We start from the raw sequence: 19,726 nt of genomic DNA, 5'->3' as shown, positions 1-19,726 counted from the left end.
CCTCCCACATTTACGAAACTGACTGCATGGCAGCCCGTCCGTGCGGCCAGCGGCTATGCTCATCCCACGGCCGTTCCAGGCCCGCCATGGAGGAAAAAATGGGCAAGAAGAGCAAAGCGAAGAACCCGGCTCCCGAACAGGCCGGGAAGATGAAGAACAAGGATTACGAAGAGCACCTGCGCAAGCTGTCGGTGGAGCTGGTCAAGCTGCAGCAATGGGTGGTGCAGAAGGGCCTGAAGGTCTGCATCATCTTCGAGGGCCGCGATGGCGCCGGCAAAGGCGGCACCATCAAGGCGCTCACCGAGCGCGTCAGCCCGCGGGTGTTCCGCGTGGTGGCGCTGCCCACGCCCACCGAAAGGGAGAAATCCCAGCTCTACGCCCAGCGCTACATCCGCCACCTGCCGTCGGCCGGTGAAGTGGTGATCTTCGACCGCAGCTGGTACAACCGCGCCGGCGTCGAGCGGGTGATGGGCTTCTGCACTGAAGAACAGGCGGACAAGTTCCTGGCCGTGACCCCGCTGTTCGAGCGCATGCTCACCGAGTCGGGGATCATCCTGCTGAAGTTCTGGCTGGAGGTCAGCCCCGAGGAGCAGGAGCGCCGCCTCAAGGACCGCATCACCGACGGTCGCAAGATCTGGAAGCTCTCGCCCATGGACGTGAAGTCCTTCACCCGCTGGGACGAATACACCCGCGCCCGCGACCTGATGTTCGCCGCCACCGACTCGCCCTGGGCGCCCTGGATCGTGGCCCCTTCAGAGGACAAGAAGCGCGTGCGCCTGAACGTCATCAGCCACGTCCTCAAGCACGTGCCGTACAAGGAAATCCCGCGTGAGGAAGTGAAGCTGCCCAAGCGCGGCAAGATCGGCAAGTACAAGAGCCCCGACTATCCGATCCACTACATCGAAGAGAAATTCTGAGGCCAACCGGAGTCGGCACACGCCGGCCCGGGATCACCTGTCCACGGAAGCTGTAGTTGCTCGGGAGCGGTTCACGCAATGCTTTGGAGATAGGCCTCCACTTCGCCGGAAAGCCACCCGGCGAATGCCGCCACCTTGGCCCGGGCCGCGTCGCGCTCGGGCCACACCAGCCAGTAGGGAAAGCCGTAGGGCACGCGCAGATCGCTCAGCGCCACCAGTTCGCCACTTTCCAGCGCAGCGGCCACCAGGCTGCGACGCTCGAGGCCGATGCCCTGGCCCATGCGTACCGCCTCGATGCTCAGGTTGGAATCGTTCACCACGAACTCCGCTGGCTGCTGGGGCACTGTCACTCCCGCCGCCTGGCACCAGCCCAGCCAGGACTCGAACCCCGTGACGCGCGGGCAACGAAGAATCGCTTCCGGCGTTGTCGGCAGGTGCCCTCCGTTGAAGTCCGGCGAAGCGACGAGCACCACTTCGTCCTCGAACAGGCGCTGCCGTGCCAGCCCCTCCCAGTGTCCCTGGCCGATGCGAATGGCCACATCGGCCAATCCCTGGCGCAGGTCCATCACTTCCAGACTGGCCAGCAGGCGCAGGCGGTACTGTGGATAAGCCGCACGGAATCCGGGCAAACGTGGCAACAGCCATTTCTGGCCGAAGGACGGCGTGAGCGCCACCACCAGCTCGTCCTCCCCCGGGCGGGCCTTCGCCAGACGAGTGGCCTCGGCGATATCGCGCAGCGCGCCGCGAATCTGCAGGGCATACAGACGGCCCTCCTCGCTCAACCGCAACCCCCGGCCTTCGCGCTGCAGCAGGGTGATGCCCAACAGGCCCTCCAGTTGACGCACCTGCTGGCTGATGGCCGAGTGGGTGACGTGCAGCTCTCCGGCGGCGAGGGTCACGCTGCCAAGCCTGGCGACGGCTTCGAAGCTGCGCAGGGCGGAAAGCGGTGGAAATGCGCTCATGTAAGTTTCCCTAACCTAATCGGTCACTAATCGTCGCTATTACCCAGGGGTCAAAGCCGCTAGATTCATGGCCATTACGCGGATGACCGCGTCAGCCACCATGCAATTTCCACTAACAGGATGTACCCATGCAACAGAAGCTTCCGCACCTGATCGGCATGCTCGACTCGCCCTATGTGCGCCGTGTCGCCATTACCCTGCGCCTGCTCGGCATCGAGTTCAGCCACCAGTCGCTGTCGGTATTCCGCACCTACGAGGAATTCCGCGGCATCAACCCGGTAGTCAAGGCACCGACCCTGGTACTGGGCGATGGCCAGGTGCTGATGGACTCGACCCTGATCATCGACTGCCTCGAACACCTGGCCGGCCGCAGCCTGATGCCAGCCGAACCGGCCGCACGGGTGCGCGCCACGCGTCTGCTGGGCCTCGCGCTGGCGGTCATGGAGAAGGCGGTGCAGCGCTATTACGAGCAACAGCGGCCGGATGACAAGCAGCTGGCCAGTTGGCAGGAGCGGGTCGACCAGCAACTGCATGCCGCCCTGGCACAACTGGAGAGCGAACTGCGCGAAATGTCGCTGGACGCCGCCGCGCCGCTGGACCAGGCCGGCCTGAGCATCGCGGTGGCCTGGACTTTCGTGCAGCTGCTGCACTCGGAAGACATCCCGGCGGACAGCTATCCGGCGGTGGGCGACTGGGCGCAGCAGGCCGAGGCGCTGGAAGTGTTCAAGGCCTTCCCGCCGGTGTGATCTTTCACCGAGCGCAGGAGCGCGCTCCGTCCGCAATCGGCTGCCCCCACGCCAGGCCTATTGACGGAGCGACCGGCAAGACATCGCCAACAGAGCCCGCTCCTACCCACTGAGACCTAGTCCTTCGGCAGTTCCTCGTGCTGTTGGCGAGTGAAGCGCAGCAGCACGAAGCAGATGACGAAGCCGCAGAGCGCCAGCCCGGCGGCGACAAGGAAGATCGACGCATAGCCATGACGGGCAGCGACCAGCCCCATCAATGGGCCGGCGACGCCCATCGCCAGGTCGAAGAACAGTGCGTAGGCGCCCAGCCCCGCGCTGCGGCTGCTGGCCGGGATGCGCAGCACCGCCTCCACACCCAGTGACGGATAGACCAGCGACAGGCCACAGCCGGTCAGCGCCGCGCCCAGCAGCGCGAAGCCCGGCCCCGGCGCCTGCCAGAGCAGCAGCAGGCCGAAAACTTCCACACCCAGGCAGACCACCGCGACGGCAAAGCCGCCGAAGCGATTGACCATGCCCGAGAAGACCAGCCGCGCGCCGACGAAGCAGACGCCAAAGGCAGTCAGGCACCAGGCCGGATTGGCCCAGCCCTGGCTGCCGTAATAAAGGGTGATGAAGGTCGCCAGGGTGCCGAAGCCGATGGAGCCAAGCATCACGCACATCCCGTAGGGCAGCACGCGCCCCAGCACCGCGTGGAAGGCCATGCGCGCACCGGAAATGGTCGGCACTTCCGCGCGGTTTCGGGCCGCCAGCCAGCCCAGCGCGGTCAGCACCAGGACACTCACACCCAGGCTCCACAGCCCCAGCGAGGCCGACATGGTCACCCCCAGCGGAGCACCGATGGCAATGCCGCCGTAGCTGACGATGCCGTTCCAGGAAATCACCTTGGCGGTGTTCTGCGTCCCCACCAGGGCAATGCCCCAGCTTGCCGTGCCGATCCCCAGCAGTCCCTGCGCCAGGCCGAACAGCAGGCGGCTGCCGAGCAGCAGCGTCAGGCTCAGCCAGCTCACCGATTCGAGGCTGGTGGAAGCCAGCACCAGGGCCCCGCCGATGCCCAGCACACCCAGGCCATAGAGCACGGCGCGCTTGGCGCCGTGGGTGTCCGCGATGTGGCCCGCCAACGGCCGGGATACCAGGGTGGCAATGTACTGCAGGCCGATGACCGCGCCGGCGATCACCGTCGAGTAGCCCAGGCCTTCATGGACGAAACCGGGCAACACCGGCAGCAGCAGTCCGATGCTCAGGAACAGGACGAAGGTGAAGACGACGGTCGCGAGGATGCGCAGGGTGACGGAGGCGGTTCGCTGCTCGGACGAGCTCATGGACGGGCCTGACGGTGGGTGGCGGAGCATGTGCGGGGACGATTGAAAGCAGGCTATCTATTTCCGCCCCGATTGCCAATCCGAACCTCGCGCGCCGTTCGATGCTCCTATAGTTGTTCCATTGCCGCGCGCCGCAGCGGTGCGCTCCACCTGCAGCAAGGAGATCGTCATGGATACCAGCCAGCACAGCCTGGGCGCCCTGTTCAAGCAACTGGGCCTGCCCGACGGGCGCAAGGAGATCGACGCCTTCCTCGGCAGCCACCGCCTCGCCGAAGGCCAGAAACTGCCGGACGCGCCGTTCTGGAACGAGGCCCAGTCGCAGTTCCTGCGCGAGGCGCTGCAACAGGACTCGGACTGGACCGAGGAAGCCGACGAACTGGCGGTTCGGCTGTCCAACTGATCCGCCGCTACCTCACTTGAGATAGGAGCGCAGCACGCCCATGACCTGTTCCAGGTCTTCGTGGCGCTGCGCCGCGGTGCGGTCCTCGGCACCCAGATGATCGCGCAGGTGGCCTTCGAGCACCTCGGCCATCAGGCCATTCACCGCGCCGCGGATGGCGGCGATCTGCTGCAGGATCGCCGCGCATTCGCTGCCCGCCTCCAGCGCCCGTTCCAGCGCCTCGCTCTGGCCCTTGATGCGGCGCACCCGGGTCAACAGCTTCTTCTGGTCCTTGATGGTATGTCCCACGTCAAAAGCTCCAAAGGTATACTGGGGTATAGTATCCAGACTGATCCTACGGACCATCATCATGCAGCCTGCCGCCCCCTCGCAAGACGGTCGCCACGACCACCAGTTCCACGAAGGCAATCCCCTGGCCGAGCGCAACACCCTGCGCGCCGCGCTGCTGACCGTCGTGATGATGGTGGTGGAGATCGCCGGCGGCTGGGTGTTCAACTCCATGGCGCTGCTCGCCGACGGCTGGCACATGAGTTCCCACGCCCTGGCGCTGGGCCTGGCGTTCTTCGCCTACGTGGCGGCGCGGCGCTTCAAGGGCGACGCACGCTTCGCCTTCGGCACCTTCAAGATCGAGGTCCTCGCCAGCTACACCAGCGCCATCCTGCTACTGGGCGTGGCGGCGCTGATGATGTTCGAGTCCGTCGCCCGACTGCTCTCCCCTTCGCCGATCCATTATCAGCAAGCCATCGCCATCGCGGTCATCGGCCTGCTGGTGAACCTGGCCTGCGCCTGGTTGCTGCGCGGCGAGCAGCACCACCATGGCCACGATCACCATCACGGTCATGACCATCACCACGACCATGAACATCATGACCATGGGCACGACCTGAACCTGCGCGCCGCCTACCTGCACGTGCTGGCCGACGCCGCCACCTCGGTAGCGGCGATCATCGCGCTGATCGGCGGCCTGATCTGGGGCGCCGCCTGGCTCGACCCGCTGATGGGCATGGTCGGCGCCGTACTGGTGGCCGTCTGGTCGATCGGCCTGCTCAGGCAGAGCGGCCGGGTGCTGCTGGATGCCGAAATGAACGACCCGGTAGTGGAGGAAATCCGCGAGGTGGTCGCCGGCTTGCCGCAACCGGCGCGGATCACCGACCTGCACCTGTGGCGCGTAGGCAAGTCGCGCTATGCCTGCATCCTCAGCCTCGCCAGCAGCGGGAACCTGACGCCGGAGCTGGTGCGCCAGCGCCTGCAGGTCCACGAGGAACTGGCGCACATCACGGTGGAGATCAACCCTCTCCCCGCGTGAACGACCGGAAGTCGTGGCGGCTTTGACGACCGCCACGCCGCTACGGCCTAATGCGCAGCCTGTCGAACCCCGGTCGCCCGCCCGCATGTCCAGCTCCCGCTTCTCCACCGCCCAGCAACGCGCCAGCATCCTGCACCTGCCTGCCGGCCCCTGGACGACGGTGCTGGATTGCCTGTGTGCGCGCTTCCCGGCGATAAGCCGCGACACCTGGCTGGACCGCATGGCGCGCGGCAAGGTGCTGGACAACGACGGCCAGCCCATCGGCCCCGAGCATCCCTACCGCGAAGCGCTGCGCATCCACTACTTCCGCGAGGTGCCGCAGGAAACGCCGATCCCCTTCCAGGAAAGCATCCTGTATGCCGACGAACACCTGGTGGTGGCGGACAAGCCGCACTTCCTGCCGGTGACGCCAGCCGGTCAATACGTCGAGGAAACCCTCCTCGCCCGTCTCACCAGGCGCCTGGACAACCCGCTGCTGGTACCGCTGCACCGCATCGACCGGCTAACCGCCGGGCTGGTGCTGTTCTCCGCCAATCCGGACAACCGCGATACCTACCAGGCGCTGTTCCGCGAGCGGCGCATCCACAAGATGTACGAAGCCATCGCGCCAGCGCTGCCGGAACGGGAGTTTCCCCTTGTGCATCGTTCGCGAATGGTCGAGGGCGATCCCTTCATCCGCATGCAGGAAGTGGACGGCACGCCCAACAGCGAAACCCGCATCGAGGTGCTCGAACAGCGCGGCGCCCTGTGGCGCTATGGATTGCACCCGGTCTCCGGCAAACGTCACCAACTGCGCGTGCACATGTCGGGCCTGGGTGCGGCGCTGTGCTTCGATCCCCTGTACCCGACGCTGCCACCACGCGGCGAACGTCCGCCGGAGGACTTCGACAAGCCGCTGAAGCTGCTGGCCCGGCAACTGGAGTTCATCGACCCGGTCACCGGTGAGGCGCGGCATTTCAGGAGCCAGCTGGAGCTCTCCTGGCCTTCCATCAATTTCATCGATGGTCACCCTTAAGACGATCCATTTCCGTCGATAGTGGCCCCGGTGTTTTCATAGCTCCACCCCAAGGAGAGAAAGCATCGGGAGCCGACCATGAGCTACAGCGCCAAGTCCTTTTCCGCCCTCGTCAACGCCCTGCGTGCCGACGGCATCACCCGTCCCGAACAGATGGCCCGCCAGCCCTTCCGCAATGCCCAGGGTTTCTGGTCCGCGGTGGCCAAGAAATGAATCTGGTGCGGCGACTCCCGCCTGCGCTGCGCATGGATGCGGTGATCGTCCTCTACGCACTGGCTGCGGCCTGGCTGGTGTTCTCCGGCCTATAACGCCGGGCCAATATCGCCCGCCGGCACTCGTTATCGACAGGATGCTCGGGAGCTTGCTCGCGAGCCCTTCACAAACGACAAGGGCAGCCGAAGCTGCCCTTGTCGTCACGCGCGGCCCTGCCGCGCCCCATCCTCACTTCTTCAGACAGGTGCTCATGAACGCCTTGCGTTCGTCGCCCTTGAGTGCCTTGCTGGTGGCGTCGGCATTGCAGGACTTCATCTTCTCCTGCTGCGGGGTCATCTTCTTGGCGTCGCTGCCCGCCTTCAGGCAGGTGCTCATGTACGCCTTGCGCTCGTCGCCCTTGAGCGCCTTGGTGGTGGCATCGGCGTTACAGGTTTTCATCTTCTCCTGCTGCGCGGTCTGCGCGGCGGTGGCCGCGAAGCCTTGCGCCGAGAAAAGCAGAGCCAGGACGAGCAGCGGAATCCGAACGGTGGTCATGGAGTGGTCTCCCAGGATGGAATTGCCACTCTGAGCGTAGCTCGCAGCCCAGCATTCGCGAGGCCTGCGACGCGATCCGGGAGCTTCTGGCGCAATCCGCGTGACGTTTGCCACGGCATAAAAAATAAAATGGTTATATATAAATTCTAATTGATAATTTTTTGAAATAACAAAAATGCCGCAGTATGGCGCTGCCACCCATCCGGTACGCCAGGAACCTGCCATGTCGCTGTTGACCCTTCCCAATGCCCGCGAGCAAACCAAGTCGGTCCGCGCCACGGTGCTGGTGTTCAAGGACCCACGCTCGCAGGAGCTGCTCAACCGCATCGAGCGCCTGGCGCCCAGCGAGGCCAACGCGCTGATCATCGGCGAGACCGGCACCGGCAAGGAACTGGTCGCCCGGCATATCCACAAGCTCAGCCGACGCAGCACGGCCCCCTTCGTGGCGGTGAACTGCGGCGCGTTCTCCGAGACGTTGGTGGAAAGCGAGCTGTTCGGCCACGAGAAAGGCGCCTACACCGGCGCCACCAGCAGCAAGGCCGGCTGGTTCGAATCGGCCAACGGCGGCACCCTGTTCCTCGACGAGATCGGCGACCTGCCGCTGAACATGCAGGTGAAGCTGCTGCGCGTGCTGCAGGAGCGCGAAGTCGTGCGCCTGGGTTCGCGCACGCCGGTACCGATCAACGTGCGGGTGGTTGCCGCGACCAACGTCAACCTGGCCGACGCCGTGGTAGCCGGGCATTTCCGCGAGGACCTGTTCTACCGCCTGCACGTCGCCACCATTCGCCTGCCGCCACTGCGCGAGCGCCCCGGCGACATCCTGCCGCTGGCCGAGTTCTTCCTCGAGGAACACTGCCAGCGCCTGGGCTACAACCGTGCCTCGCTGAGCCCCGAGGCCGAACGCAAGCTGCTGGGCCACACCTGGCCGGGCAACATCCGCGAGCTGGAGAACGCGATCCACCACGCCCTGCTAGTGTGCCGCAACCAGCAGGTGCAGCCGGGCGATCTGCAACTGGCCGAGCTGCCCTCCGCTCCGCGCCACGACCTGCTGCGCCAGGACCACCTCCCCCATGCCCTCGCCCCGCGAGTCGAGGCGACGCTGGAGCAGGCGCTGCTGGAGTTGTTCGAAAGCAACAAGCCCGACCTCTACGAGCATGTCGAAGAGGTCCTGTTCCGCACCGCCTACCACTTCTGCCACGGCAACCAGCTGCAGACCGGCCGTCTGCTGGGCATCAGCCGCAACATCGTCCGGGCGCGCCTGGAGAAGATTGGCGAGCTGAACCTCAGCCGCACCGGCTGAGGTGGTTTCAGCCCGCGCCGGCGCTGGGCTGAAACCGTCCGTCGGCGCTTCTCGCCCGGTCGCCCCCCGGCAAAGGTTATAATCCGCGCCGTTTTCCGGCCGGCACGCCAGCGCCCCCTGAACGTCTACACTGCCAGGACGACACCCCGGCTAGGTGTGGATTGCCCGTGCGAGGCCCATCTTCAAAGCTTCAAGTCATCAGCTATTCATCAGGAATGATCGTGACCAAAGACGAACTGCGCGCGGAACTGGAGCGCCAGGAGCAACGTTTCAAGGATGAACAGGGCGGCGAAGTGACCCTTTATGCCGCTCAGCCCGAACCCGGCAAGAAACCCTGGCGCAAGCGACCCAGCGTGCAGGACAAGGCCTTCGACCGGGAGCTGGAAAGAATCGAAGAAGAACGACTGAAAAAGGATCTGGAAGCCCCGTCCCTTTAATCGCAGGTACGGCCCCAGGCCAAGAGACTCCCCCGGAATCCGTTGGGGAAAATCTCGAGGCGATGGACGAGCAGTGCTCCGTGGGGGAGCCCGCCAGTTGGCCTGCAAACACTCATCCGATGGGCCGGCGGCCCGCGTGGAAGCATTGCAAACTTTTTCCACCCTGCCTGAAAGCGCCGTGCGACGTGGCGTCGCGCAAATTGGAGAAACCGTTTCAGGCTGAATACGGTGCTCCAAGCTTCTGGCATAATCGCCGCCCCGTCTCCGACCGGTCATAGAATTTTCATGTTCGATCTCTTCAGCGGACTCGATGTCTGGGTGGGTATCAGCCTGGTGCTGGCACTCACATTCGTCCTGGCCTTCGAGTTCATCAACGGCTTCCACGACACCGCCAACGCGGTGGCCACGGTCATCTATACCAAGGCCATGTCCCCGTACCGCGCGGTGATCCTCTCCGGCATCTTCAACTTCCTCGGCGTATTGCTCGGCGGCGTTGGCGTCGCCTACGCAATCGTCCACCTGCTGCCGGTGGAACTGCTGATCAACGTGAATACCGGCCACGGCCTGGCCATGGTGTTCTCATTGCTTGCCGCGGCCATCACCTGGAACCTGGGCACCTGGTACTTCGGCATCCCGGCCTCCAGCTCGCACACCCTGATCGGCTCGATCCTCGGCGTGGGCCTGGCGAATGCTCTGATCACCGGCGTGCCGGTGGCCGACGGGATCAACTGGGGCAAGGCCATCGACATCGGCCTGTCGCTGATCTTCTCGCCACTGGCCGGCTTCCTGGTCGCCGGCGCCCTGCTGATCGGCCTGAAGTGGCTGTATCCGCTGTCAAAGATGCACAAGACGCCGGAAACCCGCCGCGACGTCGACGAGAAGAAGCACCCGCCGTTCTGGAACCGCCTGGTACTGGTGATCTCGGCCATGACCGTGAGCTTCGTGCATGGCTCCAACGACGGCCAGAAAGGCATCGGCCTGATCATGCTGGTGCTGATCGGCATCGTCCCGGCGAAGTTCGTCCTCGACCTGAACAGCACCACCTACCAGATCGAGCGCACCCGCGACGCCGCCATCCACCTGCAGCAGTTCTACAACCGCCATTCCGACACCCTCGGCGAGATGCTCGCCCTGGGCAAGGCCAGCGAAGCGGACCTGCCCGATCTGTACCGCTGCGAGCCGAAGCAGACCGAGGCGACCCTCAAGGGTCTGCTGAGCGACCTGCACGGCGTTTCCAGCTACACCGACCTGAACGACGATGAGCGCGTGCAGGTGCGCCGCTATCTGCTGTGCCTGGACGACACCGCGAAGAAGGTCGGCAAGCTGTCCGAGCTGCCATCCCGCGAAAAGGCGGACCTGGAGAAGCTGCGCAAGGACCTGACCAGCACCACCGAGTACGCACCTTTCTGGGTGATCATCGCCGTGGCCCTGGCCCTGGGCATCGGCACCATGGTCGGCTGGAAGCGCGTGGTGCTCACCGTCGGCGAGAAGATCGGCAAGCAGGGCATGACCTATGCCCAGGGCATCGCCGCCCAGCTCACCGCGACCGCCGCCATCGGCATGGCCAACATCTACAGCCTGCCGGTCTCCACGACGCACGTGCTGTCCTCGGGCGTGGCGGGCACCATGGTGGCCAACCGCAGCGGCCTGCAAGGTAGCACGATTCGCAACATCCTCATGGCCTGGGTACTGACCCTGCCCGTGTCGATCGCGCTGGCTGCGGGCCTGTTCTGGCTGTCCTCGCGCTTCATCGGCTGACTCCGCGACACGCCCCCCCCGAAAAACGCCTGCATCCGCAGGCGTTTTTCATTTCCGATCCCTCACAGATTCACGACCTGCCGCGGCAGGCGGATGATGAAGCGAGCACCGCCCTTGTAGTTATCCACAGACAGGCTGCCGCCCATGTTGCGAATCAGGTCGTGGCTCACCGACAAGCCCAGGCCGGTGCCCTTGCCGATAGGCTTGGTGGTGAAGAAGGCCTCGAAGATGCGCTCCATCACCGCCGGGTCGATACCGCCAGCGTTGTCGCGCACGTGCAATTCCACCCAATCGGTGTCGGTGCACGGCTCCTGCGCCACGCCGACCCAGCGGGCACCCTCCTCGCCGCGCCCGAGCAGCGCGTCGCGCGCGTTGGCCAGCAGGTTGATCAGCACCTGCTCGAGCTGGTCGGAGTAGCCGCGCACCACCACCCGCTGGGCCGGCGGCCGGCACTCCAGACTGATGCCCTGCTGGGTCAGGCTTTCGCCCAGCAGCGCAATGGCGCCTTCGCAGGCGTCGTAGGGATCGAACGGCGCGGCTTCCAGCTCCGATTTACGGCTGAACACGCCCATATGGCTGATCACCCGTGACAGGCGGTCTATCTGTGCGTCGGCACGTTCCAGTTTTTCCTTCAGGTATTCCGGTTCGCCCAGCTTCTGCCGGGCGTTGTAGAGGGACATGCGCAAGACGTGCAGCGGCTGCTTCATCTCGTGGGCCATGCCGCTGACCATCTCGCCCAGGCTGGCCATCTTCGCGCCCTGGGCCAACTGTTGCTGTGCATGGCGCACGGCCGTGTTATCGCGGCCTACGGCCTGGACTTCCACCAGCCGGCCCTCGGCATCCAGCAGCGGCCGGTCCGACCAGATCAGCCAGAGATTGCGCTGGCCTGGCAGGCAGAAACGCAGCTCCCAGGAATCGTCGGCCGCGCCCTGGCCACCGCCCACCAGGCGCGCTCGCAAGGCGCTGCAATCCTGTTGCGACAGCCACTCGTCCAGCCGCCGACCGAGCAATGCTTCCACCGGCTCGCCCAGCACCTGGGCGAAGGTGCGGTTGATGAAGGTCAGCCTCAGGTCCGGGTCGTAGCGGCAGATCAGCGCCGGCGAATCCTCCACCAATACGCGGTAGCGCTCCTCGCTTTCGGCGATCTGCATGGCCGCAAGACGCTGTTCGGTGACATCCAGCCAGAGGCCGACAGCCTCCTGCGGAATGCCCTGGATATCCCGCAGCAGCTTGGCCTCGTCATACAGCCAGTGCCATTCGCCGCTACTGTCGCACAGGCGGTACTCGGTGCGGACGCGGCCTTCGCGCAGCAGTTCGCGGCCACGGTCGAGGAAGGCCTCCAGATCGTCGGGATGCACCCGTTCAGCCAGCGCCTGCCAGCTCTGCCCCTGCAGGTCCAGGCCGAGAATGTTGCCCGCGCTCTCGCTGTAGAACTCGGGGATCAGGTGCCCCTCCTCCACTCGCTGCACATAGATCACCACCGGCGCGCTGTCGATCAGGTTGCGCAGCCGGGCATGGGCCGCCAGCGCCTGTTCTTCCTGCAACTTGCCCTCGCTGATGTCCAACAGCACGCCGTCCATCAGCTGGTCCCCGACGCGGGCCTGTCGTCGTCCCTGCAGGCGCAGCCATCGGCGCGTCTGGGTCGACGCTGCACTGCGCAGGCGCAGATCCTGGACCAGCCGCCCGCCCGGTTGCAGGTTGCGAAGGCGCAGGCTGAGTTCGTCGGCATCGGCCGGGTGCAGCAGGGCCAACAGGTCGGCCAGTGCCAGCTGCAATTGCCCTTCCGCCAGGCCGAGGCTCGCTGCGACGGCCGGCGACAGTTCGAACAGGCTTTCGTCGACCCGTAACCGCCACCAGCCACCACCGACCATGTCCTGCAACAGGCTCAGGCGTCGGCTGCTATCGCGCAGACTGTGCAGTTCGGTGCGCTCGTGAACGAGGTTGGTGAGGATTTCCGCCAGATACTGCCAGTCGCTCGGGGCCAGCCCTGGCCAGGTGCCGCCGTGCTCCATGGGTTCGGCCAGCAGGCCGGCGAGGCGCCCGCCCCGTACGGGCGCCGGAATCAGGTAGAGCTGGGCGCAGCACAGGGTACGCAGCAGCTCCGATGGCCTGTCATCCGCCCCCAGCAGGCAGGCACCGCTGGCCGCGCGCAGCTCGTCGCCGGGCAGCACAAGGTTTTCCCGCAGCAGGCTGTCGAATCCGGGCTGCACATAGCAGGCGAAGACCCTCAGGCTCTGGTCCGGAGCTTCCAGCAAGAGTGCCATGCTGCGCATGTGGAAGTTGCTGCAGAAGGCCTCCAGTACCTCACCCACCGCCTCGCTGAGGCGACGCTGCGAGCTATGACGCAGGCGCGCCAGCAGGAGCTTGCTGAGGCTCAGGCACTGCAACTTGTGCTGCTGGTTGTCGGATTGCCAGTTCAGGTCGGAGATGTCCGTACCCAGCAACAGGCAATGCTCGTTGGCCTGCAGGACGGCGCGGAAGCGGCAGACCAGCGGCAGGTCGCCGGTGCTGCGCAGCACCAGGTCGAGGCGCTCGCCGCCGCGCAGGCTGGATACCTGCATGCCGCCGGGAATTCGGCGGTCCAGGTAATCGCCGAGGCCTGGCAGATCCCCATTGCCCGGCACCGGCGGCAGCAACCTGTGCGCCTGGCTGCCGCCACGGGCGATGACGCGGTCACGACTGTCCAGCTCCAGCCAAAGGTCGCAGTGGCCGGTCACCACGGGCTCCGCCAGCTCTTCCGCCGGCAGAGCCGGGCGCCGCCGTGCGGCCAGGGGCCGGCTTGGCAGCGGGTTTTCGTTCATCTCATGCTGGCCACGGGGCCTGGAGCGCCAGAAATCGAACATCCAGCGCCTCAGAGCAGGACGCTGGCCGTGCCGCTGAGCACGTCCGGCAAGCGCGGCACGGTGCCGATCCCTGGCAGGGTCAGCAGCGGCACGATGGGCGAGGTGGCATAGGGATAGCTGATGCAAACCTGCACACGGGTGTACTGGCGGCCCGACACCGTTTGCGTCACCGGGGTATCCATGAACTGCCCGCCGTAACAGCCATTGCGCCAGCTCGTCGGCATCCAGCTCAGGCGTTGGGTCACGGCGCTGTCCACGGCAGCCTTGAGCGCGGCGTTATAACCGCCCGCCGCCTGTGGATTCACCGAAACGGCCACCCGCGCGCCGGCCGCCGCCGCATCGTTGAAGGACTGCAGCATCAGCAGGGGTACGCAATAACCCAGCAGCCCGTAAAGAACCGCGAAGAACAGAACGAACACCGCGGCGAACTCGATAGCTACCGCGCCCCGCTGCGTGCTGCGACCGCCGACTCCGTTCATGCGCAATACTCCCGGACCAACATGCAACTTGAATGATCGTTCAACTTATCGGCACGGCTAAACTTTGCTGAAGATACGCGCCGTCGGATAATTACCGCTACCCAGCAATACTAGGCGGTCTTCCGGGATTCGCCGGATGTCCTGTCGGAATAACGTTGCGAGCCAAATTCGAATTTATCTGGCTTGAATTGCAATATAGCGCTGCAATAGCGAATACCTTAAGACTCCTCGTATCTGCTTCGACATCGCCGCCTCCGGGATGAGGATATTCTCGATGCTGTTCAAACTCTGCCTTCTGGCCTGGTTCGCGGTCTGTGCCTACCAGGATCTCACCCGGCTGCGGGTCAGCAACTGGCTGACCCTTGGCGGCGCCCTGCTCGCCCTGCTGTTCCTGCTGGCCACCGGTCACACGCTGACCGGACACACCCCACAGACCGCGGCACTGGCGGCGTTGCTGGCGGCAGCGCTCACCGTACCGGGCTACTGGCTGGGGAAGCTGGGCGCGGCCGACGTGAAGCTGCTGGTCGCTCTGGGCCTGGCCAGCGACCCGCTGACGGTGCTCTATACCCTGGCCCTGGCCAGCCTGTTCTGCGTACTGCTGATGCTCGCCAGCAAACTTTTGATTGATTCGGACAGCGTGGCGATTAATTGCAAAAAGAAATTAGCCAGACTGCAACCGTCAAAGTTCAAGTCATTCCCTTTCATATTCACGCTATTCGTCGGTCTTCTGACGGCCTTTTCCTTGCCTTACTGATGCCTCGCCTTTTATTGGCGCGATGCAAACTTAACGACTATATGCTAAGGGTTAATACCACCCATCGCCTGATGGAACGATCCGGCTGCGGTTATCGAACAACCGGACGATAAAAATAATGGATATGTATTTTCAAGGAGCGTGCAGTCATGGACAAAACGGCCAATCGCCGTTTCAGCGTGCTGGTCATCGATGACGAGCCGCAGGTCACTTCCGAGCTTTCCGAGTTGCTGGAAAACAGCGGCTACCACTGCGTGGTCAGCGACAGCAAGGACAGCGCCCTGCAGAAATTCCGCGACGATCTCTCGATCGGCCTGGTGATCTGCGACCTGGGCCTGGGGCGCGACAACGGCATCCGAGTGGTCGAGGCGCTGAAGGAAGCGGCCGGCACGGCGCGGTTCTTCGAAACCATCATCCTCACTGGCCAGCAGGGCAGCCAGGAAGTGATAGAGGCCATGCGCGTGGGCGTTGCCGACTACTACCAGAAGCCGGTGGCGCCGATGGACCTGCTCAAGGGCCTGGAGCGCCTGGAAGCGCGCCTGCACGAACGCATCCGTAGCCAGCTGAGCCTGAGCCACGTGAACCAGCGCCTGGAATACCTCGCCGAATCGCTCAATTCGATTTCGCGGGATATCCACAAGATCAAGTACGAGGTTCACGGTGGCGGCCAGCCCGCCGGCGGCGGCGCGCTCAAGCAGGAGCAAACCGAGCCTGCGGCCAGCGCCGCGCCGAACAACGCCGAGCAGATCGCGCCAGTGGTGAACAACCCGTTGTTCAACAAGCTCTCGCCGCGCCAGCAGGCGGTGGCGCGCCTGGTGAGCAAGGGGCTGACCAACTACCAGATCGCCTACGACCTGGGGATCACCGAGAACACCGTGAAGCTTTACGTCTCGCAGGTGCTGCGGCTGATGCACATGCACAACCGCACGCAGCTTGCCCTCGCCATTTCCCCCAGCGCCTCCCAGAGCAGCGCGGTGCACTGAGCACCGCGCCGCTCCTGACGACCTTCAGATCAGCAGCTCGGCCCCGCCGGTCTGGAGGTCGATCAGGCGTACATCGATGACTCCCAGGCTGACGCCCAGCAAATGCAACAGCGGGTCCAGCACAACGTGCCCGAGCGCCGAAATCGCCGGTTTCAGCAGCGTCAGCAGGCTGCTGACCAGGCCACCCAGGGTCGCCCCAATCAGCCCTAGCGGATCCAGCCCAAGAATCGTCGGCGTGACCTTGATCGATGACGCCAGCGTTGTCAGGGCATTGTCGAGCGAACTCCCCAGAGAACTGCTCGCCGACTTGTCTTCAGAGGGAAGGTCCGATGGCTTGGTCACCTTGTATTTCAAGGTCGTTCCCGTGGCACCGCCAACCACTCCGGTGGCCGACACATCCAGCTTGACCAGACCGCTGAGGACATTGACTGAAATAGGCGAGACCACTCCGGTCTTGGGGTCGGCATATTTCCCCAGTTGCAAGCGTGCGATGCCCGGCAATGCGTTCACCGAGACGTCTACGGGCTGGCCAACACCACCGCATGCGATGGTGTCCAGTGCAGCTGTTCCCTGCGCGACGTCCACCGCCAAGCCCAGATTCACATCGAGAACTCCTGGAATACCGGCCGCCGCCTCCACGCTGGTGCGCAACGCAGCGGTATGCACCTGCGTGCGCCACTGTCCATTGCTGGCCTTGCCCGGATAACCGAAGGCGATCTGCGGCGGCTCCACGATCCAGAGTTTTACGGTCGCCCCTAGCAGCCCACCCAGGTTGATATCCGCCCCCAGAGTGACGGCATGCTGCTTGTTCGCCACCATGGCCAGCGCGGTGATCAGATCCAGCGCGTTGACCGTTCCCTGCAACGCCTGGTCGCGCACGGAGTCCGGCGCGATCACAGTCAGGATGCTGCCCAGTGTCACGCTAGCCTGCTTGATACCGCCGGTGATCAATTGGCTGCGGAGCAGCGAGGTATCCAGGTCGAGCACCTGGGATGGGTCAATGGCATCCACCGTCGCGCCAAGCAGCTGGGCCAGACTGGCTTGCGCACCCAACAGGGAATCCACGCTGCCCGCCTCGACGTTGATCCCCGCCGCTCGAAGATTGTCGGAAAGCTCAAGCAGACTGAGATTGGCATTGGCCAGCCCCTTATAACCCAGCGCATTCAACGACAGATTGCTGCCCAACAGCGAATTGAGCAGGTTATTCAACAACAACGACTGCGAGCTATCGAGGTTAGCCAGTTCGGTCCCCGCCGACAGTCCTGCCATCGCCGTGCGCCGCGCCACCGCCTGGGCGGTCAGTTCTGTTTGCGTAGGAAGGTCGCTGAACACGGCCGCCACATTCAGCACCAGACTCGACGGAACCGAGTGCGTCACCCGGACCTGCACGGCATCAGCCATGTCTCCGCCAGGGCTGAAGGTCCGGCCCGAATCCTTGCCACCGTATCGATCATCGAACGTCACAGAGCCCAGCTGCGCACTAAGCGAATCCCCTGAGCCGGGAACGAAGCCATTCTTTGCGGCACTCGCGTGCGACAGTTCCGTAAGGTTGGCATTGGCGACACCGCACATGCCGCCCTGAGTGGCAGCCTCCAGCGCTGCCATATCTGCCACACGCTGCAACTTGCGCTGCTCGTAGTACAAACGCCCGGTGTCGATCACCAGCGCCAGGCAGATCAGCGCCAGCAACAAGGTGCCGGCCGCCATGACTCCAATCGCGCCCCGCTGCCGTTCGCGTCCCATGGCACGCTCCCGAAGGATTACTTCTTGTCGGTGCTGAAGCTGTTGTCGTCGAGCAGATACTCGGGGATTTCGCGGGTATAGCTCTTCAGGTAGCGCTGGTAGGCGCGGTCACGCTCGGCTGGCGTCGCACTCTGGTGATTGGCCGAGGCGGCGCGCCCACTGGACTGCAACTCCAGCCAGCTGAGAACTTCCTGCTGATCGCGGGCCGTGGTGCCCGCCTTGGTGGGTACCGCTGCGCGTTCGGCGGCCAGCGTCATCATCGGCGCAGCCAGCAGGGCGCCGACCAGAATCCATGCCTTCATCGCATCCTCCCTGCTCGCCTCAGCGAGCCTTGAACAGCAACTTCGCATCGTGCGCCACGGCGGGCGTAGAGTCGGCCAGCGCCGGATGCGCATCGACGACGGGCTCGTCCACGTAACTGACGGTGTCCGCCTCCACCTTGGGTTGGCTTGCCGGGCTGCCATGTCCCAGGTCACGCGCCTGATCCTGCGCTTCACGCACCTGCTCGGCCGACAGGCCGACGCTCTGGATCAGGCGAGTCGCCTCGGGAGTCTCGCCCTGCATGAACATCAGGCTCAGCAGGTTGGTCGCCGGCAGCTTGTCGTGCTCGTCCAGTTCCATAGCGGTGATGAATTCGAAACGCGCCTTCTCCAGCTCGCCACGGCGCAGCAGGACGTAACCCAGGTCATTGCGCAGAGCGCTGTCGGTAGGCTGCAGGCGTGCCGCTTCGCGCAACTCGCGCTCGGCCTCCACGGTATTGCCGGCACGCATGGCGATCTGCCCCAGGCCATGGTGGGCCTCGGCGGTTTTGCAGGTACCGAGCAGGCCTTCATAGACGATCCGCGCCTTGGGGTCGCCGATACGACGCAGGGCCAGGGCCTTGCTTTCGCGCACTTCCAGCGAGTTCGGCGGCAGGGTTTCGAGGTTGGCCAGCGCAGCGTGGGCGCGGCCGTTGTCGAGCATTTCGCGAGCCAGATTGAGCTGCAGTTCCACCGACTGGCCCAGGTTCTCGTCGCAACGCTGGCCGACGGTCGGGCCGCCCAGCGTGTCGAAGTTGGCGCAACCGCCGAGCGCCAGGCTCAACAGTCCGATCGCGCAGGCATTTCTCATCCCATACCCCCCATGGCCTTGGTAATGGCGAGGAACCCGGGCCCGGCGAGGATGATCAGCAGTGCCGGGAACAACAGCACCATCATCACCAGGCTCATCTTCGCCGACAGCTTGCTGACCTTTTCCTGCAGGGCAGTCAGACGGCGGTCCTCGAACAATTGCTTGAGCGTGAGCAACGAGCTGCGCGCGCTGCCACCCTGGCGCACCATCTGCCGCAGCACGTTGCAGCAGTCGGTCAGCTCACCGACCATCAGGCGGCGGCTCAGTTGCTCCAGCTCTTCGGCCAGCTCCAGGCCGCTGTCGGTGTGGGCCAGCACGGTTTCCAGCTCCGAGGCCAGCACCGGGACGATGTTCCTTCCTTCGCGGCAGACCACCCGCAGGCTCTGCTCGACGGTCAGGCCGGAGTCGAAGAGGATGCGGATCAGCTGGATGAACAGGATCACTTCGCCAGCCAGGCGCGTCCGGCGCTTCTCGGCGAGATAGGCCAGCACCCGTTTGGGCAGCAGGAAGCCGATGCCCGCGGCGAACAGCAGCGGCACCACCGGCGAGGTAGCGGCGTGGCCCTGCATGGCGAGGTAGACGATGGTGATCCCCATCAGCACGAACGGGCAGGCGATCAGGGTCATCAGGTAGACGCTGCGCGGCGTGCTGCCGCTCCAGCCGGCCTGGTGCAGCAGCACGCGGACTTCCTCGTCGCGCAGGTGCAGGCGCTTGCCCAGCCCGCTGCTGCCGAGGCGGTCGAACAGGTCCGCCACGCGATTACCGGAACGCGGCAGCGGCTGGCCGCCCAGGCGCTGCTCGATCAGTCGTTGTTCGCGCCCCGCCGCGCGGCTCTGCGAGAGCATCAGCAGGATCGCCGCCAGCAGCAGGATCAGCGCCATCAGGCCGTACATCAGTGGCATGGCGA

Annotated in this window: 21 protein-coding genes; 11 read left to right on the top strand and 10 right to left on the bottom strand. The window is 64.9% G+C overall.

All coding sequences use genetic code 11. From position 1 onward, the window contains the following. The first annotated feature begins 98 nt into the window (after positions 1–98). On the top strand, positions 99–917 hold the full coding sequence (gene ppk2 / locus LDJ84_RS06335; protein ID WP_024764120.1) for a polyphosphate kinase 2: 819 nt from the start codon (positions 99–101) through the stop codon (positions 915–917). Between the two features lie 71 nt (positions 918–988). Here the strand turns inward: ppk2 and LDJ84_RS06330 are convergent, their stop codons facing one another. Then, on the bottom strand, positions 989–1,879 hold the full coding sequence (locus tag LDJ84_RS06330; protein WP_024764119.1) for a LysR substrate-binding domain-containing protein: 891 nt from the start codon (positions 1,877–1,879) through the stop codon (positions 989–991). A 128-nt stretch (positions 1,880–2,007) separates the two neighbouring features. On the opposite strand from LDJ84_RS06330, the gene LDJ84_RS06325 reads away from it, so the two are divergent. Next, the gene (locus LDJ84_RS06325) at positions 2,008–2,625 is read left to right on the top strand and encodes a glutathione S-transferase family protein (RefSeq protein WP_084358300.1); all 618 of its coding nucleotides are present in this window, start codon (positions 2,008–2,010) and stop codon (positions 2,623–2,625) included. Positions 2,626–2,741: 116 nt separating this feature from the next. Here LDJ84_RS06325 and LDJ84_RS06320 read toward each other — a convergent pair whose 3' ends face one another. Next, positions 2,742–3,944 carry an MFS transporter gene (locus LDJ84_RS06320; protein ID WP_038803246.1) on the bottom strand — a complete coding sequence of 401 codons (1,203 nt, stop codon included), beginning with the start codon at positions 3,942–3,944 and terminating at the stop codon, positions 2,742–2,744. A 169-nt stretch (positions 3,945–4,113) separates the two neighbouring features. Between LDJ84_RS06320 and LDJ84_RS06315 the strand changes: the two genes are divergently transcribed. Further along, positions 4,114–4,344 (top strand): DUF2789 domain-containing protein, encoded by a 231-nt coding sequence (locus tag LDJ84_RS06315; protein ID WP_024764117.1) that lies wholly within the window; start codon positions 4,114–4,116, stop codon positions 4,342–4,344. 12 nt (positions 4,345–4,356) lie between these two features. On the opposite strand, the gene LDJ84_RS06310 is transcribed toward LDJ84_RS06315, so the two are convergent. Beyond that, positions 4,357–4,632, bottom strand: a complete 276-nt coding sequence (locus LDJ84_RS06310; protein WP_024764116.1) for a metal/formaldehyde-sensitive transcriptional repressor — start codon at positions 4,630–4,632, stop codon at positions 4,357–4,359. A gap of 61 nt (positions 4,633–4,693) precedes the next feature. On the opposite strand from LDJ84_RS06310, the gene dmeF reads away from it, so the two are divergent. From dmeF to LDJ84_RS30665, 3 genes are all read left to right on the top strand, one after another. Then, positions 4,694–5,650: a CDF family Co(II)/Ni(II) efflux transporter DmeF gene (gene dmeF, locus LDJ84_RS06305; RefSeq protein ID WP_024764115.1), complete on the top strand. Its 957-nt coding sequence runs from the start codon at positions 4,694–4,696 to the stop codon at positions 5,648–5,650. Between the two features lie 85 nt (positions 5,651–5,735). Continuing rightward, complete coding sequence (locus LDJ84_RS06300) at positions 5,736–6,665, top strand: pseudouridine synthase (protein WP_024764114.1); 930 nt, start codon at positions 5,736–5,738, stop codon at positions 6,663–6,665. Positions 6,666–6,743: 78 nt separating this feature from the next. Beyond that, positions 6,744–6,878 (top strand): hypothetical protein, encoded by a 135-nt coding sequence (locus LDJ84_RS30665; protein ID WP_017519380.1) that lies wholly within the window; start codon positions 6,744–6,746, stop codon positions 6,876–6,878. A gap of 228 nt (positions 6,879–7,106) precedes the next feature. Here LDJ84_RS30665 and LDJ84_RS06295 read toward each other — a convergent pair whose 3' ends face one another. Continuing rightward, positions 7,107–7,412, bottom strand: coding sequence for a PsiF family protein (locus LDJ84_RS06295; RefSeq protein WP_024764113.1), 306 nt, complete (start codon positions 7,410–7,412; stop codon positions 7,107–7,109). Positions 7,413–7,635: 223 nt separating this feature from the next. Here LDJ84_RS06295 and LDJ84_RS06290 point away from each other — a divergent pair, with 223 nt between their 5' ends. The 3 genes from LDJ84_RS06290 (at position 7,636) to LDJ84_RS06280 (ending at position 10,907) form a co-directional block, all read left to right on the top strand. Beyond that, positions 7,636–8,712, top strand: coding sequence for a sigma-54 interaction domain-containing protein (locus LDJ84_RS06290; protein WP_024764112.1), 1,077 nt, complete (start codon positions 7,636–7,638; stop codon positions 8,710–8,712). Between the two features lie 221 nt (positions 8,713–8,933). Next, entirely contained in the window at positions 8,934–9,149 is a 216-nt protein-coding gene (locus tag LDJ84_RS06285; RefSeq protein WP_024764111.1) for a hypothetical protein, read from the top strand. Between the two features lie 285 nt (positions 9,150–9,434). Further along, positions 9,435–10,907 carry an inorganic phosphate transporter gene (locus LDJ84_RS06280; protein WP_037009147.1) on the top strand — a complete coding sequence of 491 codons (1,473 nt, stop codon included), beginning with the start codon at positions 9,435–9,437 and terminating at the stop codon, positions 10,905–10,907. Between the two features lie 62 nt (positions 10,908–10,969). Here LDJ84_RS06280 and LDJ84_RS06275 read toward each other — a convergent pair whose 3' ends face one another. Further along, positions 10,970–13,750: a PAS domain-containing sensor histidine kinase gene (locus LDJ84_RS06275; RefSeq protein ID WP_226046077.1), complete on the bottom strand. Its 2,781-nt coding sequence runs from the start codon at positions 13,748–13,750 to the stop codon at positions 10,970–10,972. Between the two features lie 8 nt (positions 13,751–13,758). After that, positions 13,759–14,229: a TadE/TadG family type IV pilus assembly protein gene (locus LDJ84_RS06270; protein ID WP_024764108.1), complete on the bottom strand. Its 471-nt coding sequence runs from the start codon at positions 14,227–14,229 to the stop codon at positions 13,759–13,761. A gap of 274 nt (positions 14,230–14,503) precedes the next feature. Here LDJ84_RS06270 and LDJ84_RS06265 point away from each other — a divergent pair, with 274 nt between their 5' ends. Both LDJ84_RS06265 and LDJ84_RS06260 read left to right on the top strand, forming a co-directional pair. Continuing rightward, a complete protein-coding gene (locus tag LDJ84_RS06265) occupies positions 14,504–14,983 on the top strand; it encodes a prepilin peptidase (protein WP_081753990.1) in 480 nt (159 codons plus the stop codon). A gap of 149 nt (positions 14,984–15,132) precedes the next feature. Next, entirely contained in the window at positions 15,133–15,966 is an 834-nt protein-coding gene (locus LDJ84_RS06260) for a response regulator transcription factor (protein WP_226046076.1), read from the top strand. 24 nt (positions 15,967–15,990) lie between these two features. Here LDJ84_RS06260 and LDJ84_RS06255 read toward each other — a convergent pair whose 3' ends face one another. Genes LDJ84_RS06255 through LDJ84_RS06240 form a run of 4 tightly spaced genes read right to left on the bottom strand, consistent with a single transcriptional unit; the run spans position 15,991 to position 19,721 of the window. Then, entirely contained in the window at positions 15,991–17,709 is a 1,719-nt protein-coding gene (locus LDJ84_RS06255; protein WP_226046075.1) for a pilus assembly protein TadG-related protein, read from the bottom strand. A 17-nt stretch (positions 17,710–17,726) separates the two neighbouring features. Further along, positions 17,727–18,011: a DUF3613 domain-containing protein gene (locus tag LDJ84_RS06250; protein ID WP_054906556.1), complete on the bottom strand. Its 285-nt coding sequence runs from the start codon at positions 18,009–18,011 to the stop codon at positions 17,727–17,729. A 19-nt stretch (positions 18,012–18,030) separates the two neighbouring features. Further along, the gene (locus LDJ84_RS06245) at positions 18,031–18,819 is read right to left on the bottom strand and encodes a tetratricopeptide repeat protein (protein ID WP_226046074.1); all 789 of its coding nucleotides are present in this window, start codon (positions 18,817–18,819) and stop codon (positions 18,031–18,033) included. Continuing rightward, entirely contained in the window at positions 18,816–19,721 is a 906-nt protein-coding gene (locus LDJ84_RS06240; RefSeq protein WP_051445611.1) for a type II secretion system F family protein, read from the bottom strand. The genes LDJ84_RS06245 and LDJ84_RS06240 overlap by 4 nt, the downstream gene beginning before the upstream one ends. Positions 19,722–19,726: the final 5 nt, after the last annotated feature.

It is taken from the genome of Pseudomonas sp. HS-18, assembly GCF_020401845.1.
Lineage (GTDB): Bacteria > Pseudomonadota > Gammaproteobacteria > Pseudomonadales > Pseudomonadaceae > Pseudomonas > Pseudomonas nitroreducens.
This window is presented reverse-complemented; position numbering and strand designations above follow the sequence as displayed.

Coding starts and splice junctions, on each gene's coding strand:
- LDJ84_RS06295 (WP_024764113.1), bottom strand. CDS start 7,412: ATGACCACCGTTCGGATTCCGCTGCTCGTCCTGGCTCTGCTTTTCTCG.
- LDJ84_RS06255 (WP_226046075.1), bottom strand. CDS start 17,709: ATGGGACGCGAACGGCAGCGGGGCGCGATTGGAGTCATGGCGGCCGGC.
- LDJ84_RS30665 (WP_017519380.1), top strand. CDS start 6,744: ATGAGCTACAGCGCCAAGTCCTTTTCCGCCCTCGTCAACGCCCTGCGT.
- ppk2 (WP_024764120.1), top strand. CDS start 99: ATGGGCAAGAAGAGCAAAGCGAAGAACCCGGCTCCCGAACAGGCCGGG.
- LDJ84_RS06265 (WP_081753990.1), top strand. CDS start 14,504: ATGCTGTTCAAACTCTGCCTTCTGGCCTGGTTCGCGGTCTGTGCCTAC.
- LDJ84_RS06315 (WP_024764117.1), top strand. CDS start 4,114: ATGGATACCAGCCAGCACAGCCTGGGCGCCCTGTTCAAGCAACTGGGC.
- LDJ84_RS06290 (WP_024764112.1), top strand. CDS start 7,636: ATGTCGCTGTTGACCCTTCCCAATGCCCGCGAGCAAACCAAGTCGGTC.
- LDJ84_RS06275 (WP_226046077.1), bottom strand. CDS start 13,750: ATGTTCGATTTCTGGCGCTCCAGGCCCCGTGGCCAGCATGAGATGAAC.
- dmeF (WP_024764115.1), top strand. CDS start 4,694: ATGCAGCCTGCCGCCCCCTCGCAAGACGGTCGCCACGACCACCAGTTC.
- LDJ84_RS06250 (WP_054906556.1), bottom strand. CDS start 18,011: ATGAAGGCATGGATTCTGGTCGGCGCCCTGCTGGCTGCGCCGATGATG.
- LDJ84_RS06245 (WP_226046074.1), bottom strand. CDS start 18,819: ATGAGAAATGCCTGCGCGATCGGACTGTTGAGCCTGGCGCTCGGCGGT.
- LDJ84_RS06270 (WP_024764108.1), bottom strand. CDS start 14,229: ATGAACGGAGTCGGCGGTCGCAGCACGCAGCGGGGCGCGGTAGCTATC.
- LDJ84_RS06300 (WP_024764114.1), top strand. CDS start 5,736: ATGTCCAGCTCCCGCTTCTCCACCGCCCAGCAACGCGCCAGCATCCTG.
- LDJ84_RS06325 (WP_084358300.1), top strand. CDS start 2,008: ATGCAACAGAAGCTTCCGCACCTGATCGGCATGCTCGACTCGCCCTAT.
- LDJ84_RS06260 (WP_226046076.1), top strand. CDS start 15,133: ATGGACAAAACGGCCAATCGCCGTTTCAGCGTGCTGGTCATCGATGAC.
- LDJ84_RS06240 (WP_051445611.1), bottom strand. CDS start 19,721: ATGCCACTGATGTACGGCCTGATGGCGCTGATCCTGCTGCTGGCGGCG.
- LDJ84_RS06330 (WP_024764119.1), bottom strand. CDS start 1,879: ATGAGCGCATTTCCACCGCTTTCCGCCCTGCGCAGCTTCGAAGCCGTC.
- LDJ84_RS06320 (WP_038803246.1), bottom strand. CDS start 3,944: ATGAGCTCGTCCGAGCAGCGAACCGCCTCCGTCACCCTGCGCATCCTC.
- LDJ84_RS06280 (WP_037009147.1), top strand. CDS start 9,435: ATGTTCGATCTCTTCAGCGGACTCGATGTCTGGGTGGGTATCAGCCTG.